The 12,696-nt window shown below is 31.1% G+C and carries 11 protein-coding genes and 1 tRNA gene; 5 read left to right on the forward strand and 7 right to left on the reverse strand.

The genetic code is table 11. The annotated features are described in order from the left end of the window. Position 1: 1 nt before the first annotated feature. The 4 genes from AMD28_RS10105 to AMD28_RS10120 all read right to left on the reverse strand — a co-directional run bounded on the left by AMD28_RS10105 (position 2) and on the right by AMD28_RS10120 (position 3,364). Complete coding sequence (locus AMD28_RS10105; protein WP_055444000.1) at positions 2-1,960, reverse strand: PAS domain S-box protein; 1,959 nt, start codon at positions 1,958-1,960, stop codon at positions 2-4. Beyond that, positions 1,960-2,499 (reverse strand): heme NO-binding domain-containing protein, encoded by a 540-nt coding sequence (locus AMD28_RS10110; protein ID WP_055444001.1) that lies wholly within the window; start codon positions 2,497-2,499, stop codon positions 1,960-1,962. The genes AMD28_RS10105 and AMD28_RS10110 overlap by 1 nt, the downstream gene beginning before the upstream one ends. 1 nt (position 2,500) lies before the next feature. Then, positions 2,501-2,914, reverse strand: coding sequence for a response regulator (locus tag AMD28_RS10115; RefSeq protein ID WP_055444002.1), 414 nt, complete (start codon positions 2,912-2,914; stop codon positions 2,501-2,503). A gap of 132 nt (positions 2,915-3,046) precedes the next feature. Continuing rightward, positions 3,047-3,364 carry a hypothetical protein gene (locus AMD28_RS10120; RefSeq protein WP_055444003.1) on the reverse strand — a complete coding sequence of 106 codons (318 nt, stop codon included), beginning with the start codon at positions 3,362-3,364 and terminating at the stop codon, positions 3,047-3,049. A 500-nt stretch (positions 3,365-3,864) separates the two neighbouring features. Here AMD28_RS10120 and AMD28_RS10125 point away from each other — a divergent pair, with 500 nt between their 5' ends. Together AMD28_RS10125 and AMD28_RS10130 are read left to right on the forward strand one after the other, a co-directional pair. Beyond that, positions 3,865-5,379, forward strand: a complete 1,515-nt coding sequence (locus tag AMD28_RS10125; RefSeq protein ID WP_055444004.1) for a PAS domain-containing sensor histidine kinase — start codon at positions 3,865-3,867, stop codon at positions 5,377-5,379. Then, entirely contained in the window at positions 5,366-5,767 is a 402-nt protein-coding gene (locus AMD28_RS10130; RefSeq protein WP_055444005.1) for a response regulator, read from the forward strand. Before AMD28_RS10125 ends, AMD28_RS10130 begins: the two co-directional genes overlap by 14 nt. Positions 5,768-5,929: 162 nt before the next feature. Here AMD28_RS10130 and AMD28_RS10135 read toward each other — a convergent pair. The 3 genes from AMD28_RS10135 to AMD28_RS10145 all read right to left on the reverse strand — a co-directional run bounded on the left by AMD28_RS10135 (position 5,930) and on the right by AMD28_RS10145 (position 9,434). Continuing rightward, positions 5,930-6,003 (reverse strand) — tRNA-Asn (locus tag AMD28_RS10135). Positions 6,004-6,079: 76 nt separating this feature from the next. Continuing rightward, complete coding sequence (gene rseP, locus AMD28_RS10140; protein WP_055444006.1) at positions 6,080-7,420, reverse strand: RIP metalloprotease RseP; 1,341 nt, start codon at positions 7,418-7,420, stop codon at positions 6,080-6,082. Positions 7,421-7,493: 73 nt separating this feature from the next. Beyond that, positions 7,494-9,434 (reverse strand): M1 family metallopeptidase, encoded by a 1,941-nt coding sequence (locus AMD28_RS10145; protein WP_055444007.1) that lies wholly within the window; start codon positions 9,432-9,434, stop codon positions 7,494-7,496. 111 nt (positions 9,435-9,545) lie between these two features. Here AMD28_RS10145 and AMD28_RS10150 point away from each other — a divergent pair, with 111 nt between their 5' ends. From AMD28_RS10150 to feoB, 3 genes are all read left to right on the forward strand, one after another. Beyond that, positions 9,546-10,217, forward strand: coding sequence for an SCO family protein (locus AMD28_RS10150; RefSeq protein WP_055444008.1), 672 nt, complete (start codon positions 9,546-9,548; stop codon positions 10,215-10,217). Between the two features lie 73 nt (positions 10,218-10,290). Then, positions 10,291-10,527 (forward strand): FeoA family protein, encoded by a 237-nt coding sequence (locus AMD28_RS10155; RefSeq protein WP_055444009.1) that lies wholly within the window; start codon positions 10,291-10,293, stop codon positions 10,525-10,527. Continuing rightward, positions 10,520-12,619: a ferrous iron transport protein B gene (gene feoB, locus AMD28_RS10160; RefSeq protein ID WP_055444010.1), complete on the forward strand. Its 2,100-nt coding sequence runs from the start codon at positions 10,520-10,522 to the stop codon at positions 12,617-12,619. Before AMD28_RS10155 ends, feoB begins: the two co-directional genes overlap by 8 nt. Positions 12,620-12,696 lie beyond the last annotated feature (77 nt).

A 12,696-nucleotide genomic window follows, 5' to 3' on the forward strand; every position in this document is an offset into this window, starting at 1 on the left:
GTTATTTTTTTAATGTGAAATAAAAAGTGGTTCCTACGTTAGGTTCGCTATCTAACCAGATTTCTCCTTCATGTAAATTGATAATTTTTTTAACGATAGATAAACCTATTCCTGAGGAATCTTTACTTTTCTTTAAAGAATGAAATATTTTAAATATTTTATCGTGATACTTTTTCTCAATACCAATTCCATTATCCTTAATAGAAAATTTATAATGACTTTTTAAATCTTCTACATCAATGATAATGCTACCACATTTTTTATCTATAAACTTCACAGAATTACTAATTAGGTTTTGAAACACCTGCTGTAATTTCGTTCTATCCCCATGTATATTTGGTAAGACATGAAGACTTTTAATTTCTATATGATCTGGAATATATAAAATAGATACGAGTTCATTTACCAAGCTATTTAGATCTACTTCTGTTTTTGAGGAAGTATCTGCTCCTACGCTAGAATAATTTAAAACATCTGTAATCAGTTGTTCCATTTTCTCTAAGGTAGTTTCTATAAGTCCGAAATTTTGTAAACTCACAGCATCTAATTTACCTTGATTATCTTCTTTTAACCAACTTACTAATGCGTGTATACTTCGTAAAGGAGATTTTAAATCATGTGATACAATGTGTGCATATTCTTGCAACTCGTCATTACTTTTTTCTAGTTTTTCTAATAGTTTTTCTTTTTGAAGCTCTAAGTTCTTCGTTTCGGTAACATCTAAATGAATTCCAATAGATCCAATAATTTCTCCATCTATATTATAATTTGGCGCGCCACTAACTAACCAATGCCTTGTTTTCCCTTTTTTACAAATTGCTTTAAACTCATACGAACTTGAAGCGCCTTCCTTTCGTTTTTGTCGTTCTACTTTAAGTATTTCTGAGTCTTCTTCTGAAGCAAAAAGCGCTCTTGCATTCTTTCCTATAACTTCTGCTTCGGTATAACCAGACATTTTTTCAAAACTATGATTTACCATTAGGATTTGGTCGTTGTTATCCAACTCCATCATTCCTAAATTCATATTTGCAATAATATTGTAATACTTTTGCTTTTGTGCTTCTAGGCTTTTTCTATACGTTCTTTTTAGGGTAACATCTGTAAAGGTCCATAAATACCCTTTAGACTTTTCTCCTATTTTTATTGGTGTATAATTACGTTCTAATATTTTGCCATCTACCATCTCTAGCTCATCACCAAGCACAACTTTTTTCTCGGTATCAATAGCACGCATCCTTTCTAAAAAAGCATCTGGATTTTTAAATAGGACTTTGTTTTGTTCGGATGCAGCTTTACAATCTAAACCAACTAAATCTTTAGGCTTGGCATTAATATTAAAAAGCTCACAAAACTTATTATTGGTAAGTACGATATTTCTGTTTTCGTCTTCTAATACAATACCACTATCTAGATTTACAACAAGCGATGCTAATCTGTTTTCAGATTCTATTAATTTTTCTTCGGATGCTTTTTGGTGGGTTATATCTCTAACAATACCTTGTGCTGCAACTGGTTTTTTATCTTTATCAAAAATCATACTTGCATTTATGTGTACCCATTTAACCTCTTTAGATTTGGTGTACACTCTTGCTTCGTAGTTTTTAAAATATCCTTTTGTTTGTAGTTCCATAAAGGAAGACACGGCGTATACATAGTCTTCTTTATAAACAAGATCTACAACATTTACCTCATCTCTACTAATATCATAACCAAATAACTTGGTTGCCGCTTCATTAAATTTTATAAAATCCCCTTGTATATCCATAACCACGTATGCATCTACAATATTTTCGAATACCCCTTCAAGTTGTGAAGATTTTTCGTCTAGAAGTTGTTCTAGTTTTTGGGATGTTAAATATAATTCTCTTGATTTTTCTTCAAGAATTTTTTCGGCAGCTTTTCTTGCCGCCTTTTCTCTTTTTAAAGCACGTTGTAGTATTTCTGCTTGATTTTGACTCATTAATTTTTATGAATAATAAATCTAACTTCTGTTCCGTCTTCTTTAATTTTTTCTAATTCTATTTTCGCTGTTGCATTAAAATGCTCAAACGTTTTGTTCATTAAGCCTAAACCAAAATGATGCATTGCTCTACTGGATGTGTAGATCATAATTAAGGAATTCTCTGTTTTTTCTACAACTTCAAAAGTTGGCAATTCTGCATCTGGATATATTTTTCTTACCTCAACATGAATATGGTTCTCTATAGAAGAGATCATTTCTATTGGGTCTTTATAGGTTGCCAAAAGGCCTGGATAACTTTTTTCAATCACACTAAAAAAGTGTTCTGCATATACTAAAAGTAAATTATCAATAGATATACCTGTGTTTTCACTTAAGTGTTGTAGTAGTTGAAGCATTTCAGAAAAACTATATGTTCCTACTGCTGTATAAATACCTTCAGATTCTAATTTAGAATTAGAGATAATATTATCTACCATTTCTAATCCAAATTTATCTTCCACTAACTCCAAAAACTCTGTAAAAACTATCCCTTTCATTTTATACTACTATTAATTCATTTATACTCCAATATGCTAATAATTTTTCAATTTTACTAACATAATCCTCATACTTTAATGGTTTTAAAACATATCCTGCAACTCCAATTTTGTAACATTCTAATAAATCTTTTTGATTATTAGAGGTGGTTAAAATAATAGTAGGGATGTATTTTAAAACATCGTCACTTTTCAAAATACTTAAGAACTCAATTCCATTGATTTTAGGCATATTTAAATCTAACAAAATAATGTCAGGTAAGTTATCTTTTTGCTCTAAGATTTCTAGAGCTTCTTCACCATTATTTGCTTCTATAATTTTATGATCTAATTTTAATGTTGAAATTGTTCTGTTCAATTTCATTACTTCAATCATATCATCTTCAATAAGAAGTATTTTAAGTTTTTTCACCATTACGAGGGTATTTATTTAATCTTTACAAAACTACCTTTATTGCTGGTTTTTCGCTTTTTAATTCGATTAGAGTGATTTTGATGTCGACGGATAACGTTTTAGTGTCGACGAATGGTTTTCCATAAAATACATTTATTCAAAAAGACTAATTGAATGCAGCGTTGTTAGAAGATTATTTTGAGAATGGTGTTTTAGTGTTTTTAAATCTGTAAAAAACTCTAAAGGAAAATTATTTAATTGCTTGTCTTGCAAGTTCATTTCCAGATAATTGATAAACTCTAAGTTTCTTATGTTTTTATTTAAAGAATAACTTTCTATAGTTTTTAAACTAAATTCTTTATCCTCTTCTTTTACTTGATCTTCATAAACCGCAGCATTACGGAAAGATCTCTGTTTATTCTTATTTATTCTATTCAAAAATAATCGAGGGAAAATTTTTATTTTTAACATGGTTTTGTTGGATTAACTATCACAAAACTAACCGAAGACTCTCCTGATTTTTAAAATATTCTTTTAACAAACCATGTCTATAGTTAAAAAGAAAAGAAGTGTAGACGAATGGTATTTTAAAGACATAAAACCCTGTTAATAAAGCTAGTATTCTATTCTCACGACTATACCTGTAGTAAACAAAGCAATATGAAAATTAATAAACAGCTTCATTTTCAAAGAATCTATGGTATATGCTTAAGTGAATGTTTTTCCTATAATTACTACTAATAATACACATTCATAATAGCAATAAACCATTGTTTTCACCACTCAATATTCCGTATATGTCACTTAAAATCCTATAAGGTTATTCTCACAACCTAAAAATAAGCAACGAAAAAGCTACTTTTTAACGTAAATAATCGCTCTTTATCGTCTTTTCTCCATTATATTTGCAATTCCAAAACTATTTTATAAGCAGAAAGCGATAACTTATAAATCCTAAACCTACACCAACCATGAAAGATGTTTATAATAAATTACTTCGTATTTCGAATAAACAAACATCTGTATCTAATCCTTTTTTAGATTCCATACAAAAATCTATTGCAATCGGTTCATGGGAGATAGATCTTCAAACTATGGAAATTAGCTGGAGTCCTATGACTAAATTCATTCATGAAGTAGCAGAAGACTTTACACCTAATGTTGAAGAAGCCCTAAATTTTTATGAAGAAGGATATCATAGAGATTTAATCTCTGTATTATTTGATAAGGCTGTAAATAATGGGGAAGAATTTGATGAAGAATTTTTATTCCGAACCGCTAAAAATAATTTAAAATGGGTAAGATCTATTGGTTACCCCGTAATAGAAAACAATAAAACAGTTAAAATACTTGGTGTTTTTCAAGATGTTACCGAAAAAACGAACACCTATAAGGAACTGGAATACCAAGAAAAATTAATAAGCACAACCTTAGAACATGCACCTAACGGAATGGCATTAGTAGGACTAAAAGGGGAAATTCTACAACTAAATAAAAAGTTTTGTGATTATTTGGGCTATTCTAAAACAGAGTTGATGCTTACAAATGTAAACCGTCTCTCACATCCAGATGATATTAATATCATACCAATACACATTAATGAAATGATTAATGGGGAAAAGGATCATTTTGAATGTGAAAAAAGATATCAAAAAAAGGATGGGTCCATCATATACTGCTTACTATCTGTTTCCATAATTAGAGATGAAGCAAACCAACCTTTGCATTTTATATCTAACATTATTGATATAACTAAAAGTAAAGAGGCAAATAAAAAAATTGAATCCCTTTTACAAACTACAAAAAGTCAAAATACAAGACTTCAAAATTTTGCACATATAGTATCTCATAATTTGAGATCACATTCTGGTAATTTAGAAATGTTATTAGAATTAATGAGTGATGAGATACCTGAATCTACCCAAAATGAATTCTTTCCTTTAATAAACGAAGCAGTAAATAGATTAAGTGAAACAATTCTGAATTTAAATGAAGTAGCGAATATAAACACGAAAAAAAATCAAGATTTAGAAAGTAATAATTTATTAGACTTTACAAATAATGCATTAAGTACTTTTAGAGCAGAAATAATAGAAACAAAGGCTAAAATAAATATAGAAATCCATAACAACATAGAGGTATTAGCCATACCTGCTTATTTAGAGAGTGTTTTATTAAACTTTATATCTAACGCTATTAAATATAAAAAAGAAGACATCGATCCTGTAATTAATATTCATGCAGAGAAAGAAAACAATTACGTTAAAATAAAGATTGAAGACAATGGTCGCGGTATCAATCTTGATTTACATAAAGATAAAATTTTTGGTTTATACAAAACATTTCACAATCACAAAGATGCTAGAGGTTTAGGTCTTTACATTACAAAAAATCAAATTGACGCTATGAACGGTAAAGTTGAAGTTACCAGTAAAGTAAATATTGGTACAACTTTTACAATATATTTAAAGCATGAAGCAAATTAACTCTGTCTGTTTAATTGATGATGATCCTATTTTAATTTTTGCAATTAAAATGATTTTTAAGGCTTCTAAGGTTTGTAAAAATTTTACAGTATATAATAATGGGGAAGATGCTATTGATGGATTATCGCAAACCCTAGCGTCTGGTAAAGATATCCCTGAGCTTATTTTACTAGATATAAATATGCCAATAATGGATGGATGGCAATTTCTTGATGAATTTGCTAAAATGACAATTTCTAAAAAAATCACATTGTATATGGTAAGTTCTTCTGTAGACCCCGTTGATTTCATGAAAGCTAAAGAATATGAGCTTATAAAAGATTTTATAGTAAAGCCCCTAACAAGTGATACACTAATAAAAATTGCTGAAGATTTAAACTCTAATTAAGCAAACACCTTCCTTTCTAAAACAGTATTTCTCACTATTCTAATTTCTATTAATGAATTTAAACCATCATAATACGCTGGTTTACTTCTTATTAATCACAAAACAAACCTTGACTTTACGCCATAAAAAAAGCCACTATTTCTAGTGGCTTATTCTAACTTGCTCCTCTTCTAAGACTCGAACTTAGGACCCTCTGATTAACAGTCAGATGCTCTAACCAACTGAGCTAAAGAGGAGTGTTATTCGCTTTTGCGAGCGCAAATATATGTATACTTTTTAATTACCACAAATCTTTTTTGAAAAAATTTTAAATTATTTTAACCAGTCCTGTATTGCCTTAAATGCATCGTTACCATTTGCAAACAAAACCAAACCTATAAGTAAAACAAAACCAACCAATTGCGCATATTCCATGAATTTATCTCCTGGTTTTCTACCAGAAATAATTTCATATAATAAAAACATTACATGACCTCCATCAAGTGCAGGAATTGGTAATAAATTTAAAACACCAAGCATAATTGATAAGAATGCAGTCATTTTCCAGAACACTTGCCAATTCCATTGTGATGGAAACATTTGTCCGATAGCAGCAAAGCCTCCAATTTGTGAAGCACCCTTTTTAGTGAATATATATTGAAACTGTGCTAAATAATCTTTGATCTCCCAATACCCCTTGCTAATCCCTCCTGAAACACTTTCAGCTAAAGAATATTCTCTTTGGTTTACTTTAATAAAATCTAAATCTGTTCTTTTAACCGCAATACCAACTTTATTATCTTCGGTTGGTGTTAAAGTGAATTTCTTTGTTTCGTTATTACGCTCTACTTCTAAAACAATATCTGTAGTGGCACTATTTTTTAATTGATAGGTAAAGTCTGAAAAATAAGTAATCGGATTTCCATTTACAGCTACAATTTTATCTTGAGCTATAAGCCCTGCTTTTTCTGCAGGTAATCCTGGTTCTACTTCTTCTACTTGAAAAGGAGAACGTGGTTCAAAAGCTGGTAAATCTCCTGCTGCAAAAAGTTGCTTCCCTATATCTTCAGGAATAGCAAGATCTTCAATAGCTCCATTGGTGTGTTCTACTTGAATGGTTTCAATATTTCTAAACATTAGGTATTTACTAACATCTTCCGATAGATTTTCAATAGGCTCGCCATCTACAGAAACAATTTTATCTCCTTGTTGAAAACCATAATTCTCCATGGTTTTACTAACGCCGTAACCATATTTTACATCGTCTTTTTGAATATAAACAGTTCCCCAAACAAATAATATGACCATGTAAAGAAAAAATGCCAATACAAAATTCATAAAAACACCACCTAGCATAATGATTAAACGTTGCCAAGTTGGTTTAGAACGAAACTCCCAAGGTTGTGGTGGTTTAGCCATTTGTTCTTTGTCCATACTCTCATCGATCATTCCTGCTATTTTTACATAACCTCCAAGTGGTAACCAACCAATACCATATACGGTTTCGCCAATTTTTTTCTTGAAAATAGAGAATTTAATATCGAAGAATAAGTAGAATTTTTCCACTTTTGTTTTAAACAATTTTGCAGGAATAAAATGTCCTAGTTCATGCAAAACAACTAATATAGAAAGGCTCAAGAATAATTGAGCTGCTTTTATTATAAATACAGTCATGTATTGGGTTTTATTTGTAACGTGCAAAAGTAAGCTTTTATGCTTACTAAAAAAAACAAGTATTAAGTATTGCTTATTCCTTTAACAGCCTTTTATGAAAAACTCCTTGATTTGTAGAAAATTTCACAAAGTGAATCCCAGAAGACAAGCTTTCGATATTGATAGTTTCTTTATAATCCATTTCTAAAACTAACTTACCTAAAACATCGAATACTTGAATGGTGTCAATTACTAACGCTTCTGGTTTTTCTAACTGAATATAGCTTGTAGTTGGATTAGGATACATTAACAAAGTATTTTCGATTTGAAAGGTATTCGTACTTAAGGTTAAGTTGTTATTTTTAGAAATTAAATCTACCTCTGGATCAAAGAGTATTTCACTAACAGTAAAGTTAACGGTTTCTACAAAAGTTTCTCCTGAAAAGGTATTATCTAAAACAACATCTAACACTTCTCCGTTAGTCCCAATAATTCGCATTGGAATTGGTACTTCAAAATAACTAACCGAAGCATCACTTTGTGTTTGGTTTACCTGAAACTGCAATAGGTTTGTATTAATCCAATTCGCATTTATAGTATAACTTGGATATCCTTCATTGTAAATCCAGTCATTAAAAAACTCGGTTAAATCCTGACCACTAGCGGCTTCCATTTTTTCAATATAATCTGGTGTTTTCGCATAATTATAAGCCAAATCCGAATCACTTAAATAATCTTGCATGCCTTGGTAAAAATCAGCATCACCCACTTTTTTTCTAAGCATGTGCAATACCATTGCGCCTTTATTATAACTTAATCTACTGCTAAAAATTCGACCAACACTTGTGGTGTCTGTATCTGCCAAATACACAGCTCCGTCTGTTTGCGATGTAATAGAATTTACTCGTCCTTGTTTCCAGCTTTTAAAACTTTCATCACCATCAAAATCCTCGATTACTAATCCCGCTAAATAAGTAGCAAAACCTTCGTTTAACCAAATATCTTTCCAACTGCCACAAGTAATTTTATCGCCAAACCATTGGTGTGCTAATTCGTGTGCTATTAAACTTCTTCCAAAGCTTCCCATAAAAGAAACCGTGGTGTGCTCCATCCCTCCTCCCCAACCAAATTGGGCATGTCCGTATTTTTCGGAAGCATACGGATATTCTTCAAATTTGGTAGAAAACAATTCCATAATATCCACAGTAACTGCGGTACTTTCTTGTACAGAAGCGAAGTCTTCGGGATATACATAGTTTACAATTTCAAAAGGGTTTCCGTTATTAGGAACGGTATGTGAATACACCTCGTAATTTGTTGCAGCAATTGCTATTAAATATGCTGGAATAGGAAACTCGTGTTTATAATGTGTTGTTTTATTAGTCCCATTTACGGTTTGACTTTGCTCTACACCATTACTAACGGCAATGTATTCTTCGCCTTGCGCATTGAATTGTGGCGTCGTTATATATACATCTATATTTTCAATTTTATCATTTAAATCTTGTTTACAAGGCCACCAACCTTTTGCTCCATAAGGTTCTGATAATGTCCAAATAATAGGATCACTATTATGTGTCGTTTGTGCAAAGGAACCAAAACCAGAACTTATTGGGTTACCAGAATAGGTAATTTCCACAATTCCCGTTTGCCCAACATTTACAGCTGTTTGTAAAGCAATTACTAATTCGTCATCTGTATTTTGTACATAAGTTAAAGCGTTTCCGTTTTGTAAAACTTGAGAAACAGCCATATTATCGGCTAAGTCAAAAGTTACTTCGGTCATATTTTCCTTGGCAACAAAATGCGTGGTTACAACTCCAGAAATACTTGCAACACTTGGATCTATAGTAAACTCTAATTTATGATAAATAACATCATAATTTCCCGTGTTTAGGTTTACTCGGTGGTTGTAAATTCTATTAGAAGCAGATTTAGCTTCAGCCTCTACCAGTGCATGTAAATCTTCGTCAAAGGTTTGCGAAAAAGAAAAACTTATAGAGCATAAGGTGATTAGCAAAAAATAATATTTCATTTCAATAGTTTTTTAAACATTAAAGTTACAATATTAAGTTTTAACTTATGTAACCAATAGTACTAGTACTGCCTGAAATAATTTGTAATTTTGTATATCAAATCATTATTTATGCTTTCGTTTTTTAAGGACTACAAATATTTTGCTATTGTTTTAGCAACTTTATCCATTATCATCATTACTATTTTCTATAATATTCTAAAAGTAGAGAAAGTGCTTCCTATTTACCAACCTGCTTTGGTGAATCCAGAATTGGTGGATAGCACGATGCAATATGTGAAAAAATATCACAAAATAGCCGACTTTAGCCTTACCAATCAAAACGGAAAAACAATTACACAAGAAGATTATAAAGATAAAATTTATGTAGCCGATTTCTTTTTTACTACTTGCCAAACCATTTGTCCGATAATGACAGATAATATGTATCAAGTTCAAAAGTCGATTTTAAATGATGAAGACGTAATGCTACTCTCACATTCTGTAACCCCTAAAATAGATAGTGTAGCACAATTAAAACGTTACGCACTAAAAAAAGGAGTTAATGATGCAAAATGGAATTTAGTAACTGGAGACAAAAAACAAATCTATGCCCTTGCCAGAAAAAGTTACTTGGCGGTAAAAACCTTTGGAAATGGGGATGCTTATGATATGATACACACAGAAAACTTTATTCTTGTAGATAAAAAACGACAAATCAGAGGTTTCTATGATGGTACTAACCTTGAAGAAATAGAACAACTTATTGAAGATATTAAAATCTTAAAAAAAGAATATAAATAGTTTATTAAGCCACAATTTTTTTAGCTACTACTTTTATATTACATTTGCTTCTTTAAAATCAATCTAAATAAGCTTGCAAGTAACTATAGCACATCTTAAACGTGGAGAACAAGGCATTATCACTGATGTTTCTTCTGCACATATACCATTAAAATTGTTAGAAATGGGTTGCCTTCCTGGGAATACTGTAGAGCTTTTACAGGTTGCTCCTTTTCAAGACCCCATGTATTTAAACATTAATGGTACACATCTAGCAATTCGAAAAGAAACTGCAAGTCATATATTAATAGAAAAAATAATCCATGAGTAAACAAATAAATGTTGCGCTTATTGGAAATCCGAATACAGGAAAAACATCTGTATTTAACGCACTTACTGGTTTACACCAAAAAGTGGGGAACTATCCAGGAATTACGGTCGAGAAAAAAGAAGGTATCTGTAAACTACCTCGTGGTGTAAAAGCACACATTATCGATTTACCAGGAACCTATAGTTTAAATGCTTCGTCTTTAGATGAAAATGTAGTTATAGAATTACTTTTAAATAAAACGGATAAAGACTATCCAGACGTTGCCATAGTAGTAAGTGATGTAGAAAACTTAAAAAGAAACTTACTTCTTTTTACGCAAATTAAAGATTTAGAAATCCCTTGTATTCTGGTTATTAATATGTCGGACAGAATGCGATACAAAGGTATTTCGTTAGATATAGACTATTTAGAAAAGCAACTAGAAACCAAAATAGCTTTAATAAGCACACGTAAAAACGAAGGTATTGACACGTTAAAACAGCTTATTACCAACTATAAAGAATTATCTATTACTCCTTGTTTGCATGCTTCAGAAATTGATAAAGATTATTTTGATCGATTACGCCAAGCATTTCCGAATCAACTTTTATACAAGCTTTGGCTCGTAATTACACAAGATGTAAATTTTGGTAAAACAAACAGACAAGAAATTGAAGCTATAGCGAGTTTTAAAACAAAATCGAAAGAAGACCTTAAAAGACTACAGCAAAAAGAAACAATAAAACGCTACCAGTTTATAAATAACACACTTAAAAAAGGGCAAACTATTGATGCTAGTCAAGCCAAAGGTTTACGTGCAAATTTAGATAGAGTACTAACCCATAAAGTTTGGGGTTACGTTATTTTTGCTTTCATTTTACTAACCATTTTTCAAGCAATTTACGATTGGTCTAGCGTACCAATGGATTTTATAGATTCTACATTTGCATCCTTAAGTGAATGGACCAAAAACGCATTGCCAGCAGGTGCTTTCACTAATTTAATTGCCGAAGGTATTATTCCTGGCCTTGGTGGAATTGTTATTTTTATTCCACAAATTGCATTCTTATTTCTATTTATTGCTGTTTTAGAGGAAAGTGGCTATATGAGTCGTGTGGTCTTTTTAATGGACAGAATCATGCGTCGTTTTGGTTTAAGCGGAAAAAGTGTCGTACCGCTAATTTCTGGTACTGCTTGTGCTATTCCCGCAATTATGGCAACCAGAAATATTGAAAGCTGGAAAGAACGATTAATCACCATTTTAGTAACACCATTTACTACTTGTGCCGCAAGATTACCAGTTTACTTAATTATCATTGCTTTGGTAATTCCAGAAGGACGAATCTTAGGATTAAGCTACCAAGCATTAACGCTAATGCTATTATATTTAATAGGATTTGGAACCGCAATTTTTTCAGCATACCTTTTAAATAAAGTATTAAAAATTAAAAACAAAAGCTTCTTTGTGGTAGAAATGCCAAACTACAAATTACCACTTATAAAAAATGTTGCCTTAACCGTTTTAGAAAAAACAAAATCTTTTGTATTTGGAGCTGGTAAAATAATCCTTGCTATCTCTATTGTACTTTGGTTTTTGGCTTCTTACGGACCAGGAGAAAACTTTAATAATGCGGAAGAAATTGTAAAAACAGAATACGCTTCTCAAAACTTATCGGAAGACGAAATCAATCAAAAAGTAGCTTCTCAGAAATTAGAGCATTCTTATATTGGTATCACAGGAAGAGCTATAGAACCTGTGATAAGACCTTTAGGTTACGATTGGAAAATTGGTATTGCCATTGTTAGTTCTTTTGCTGCTCGTGAAGTATTTGTTGGTACACTTGCAACTATTTATAGTGTTGGTAATGACGAAGAAGAGACCATTAAAAACAAAATGGCTAAAGAAATAAACCCAATTACTGGCGGACCATTATTTACATTAGCTTCTGGTATTTCACTATTACTTTTCTATGCCTTTGCCATGCAATGTATGAGTACATTAGCGATTGTTAAAAGAGAAACCAATTCTTGGAAATGGCCAACGTTACAATTAATAATCATGACCGCTATTGCTTATATAGCAGCATTAATAGCCTATCAGTTTTTAAAGTGACCTAATTATATAGAAATTTTGTAAATTTATAGAACAACAAACGACCAATTAATTATGAATACAATCATTCAAGACAT

Origin of the sequence: Lacinutrix himadriensis, assembly GCF_001418105.1 — a bacterium.
Lineage (GTDB): Bacteria > Bacteroidota > Bacteroidia > Flavobacteriales > Flavobacteriaceae > Oceanihabitans > Oceanihabitans himadriense.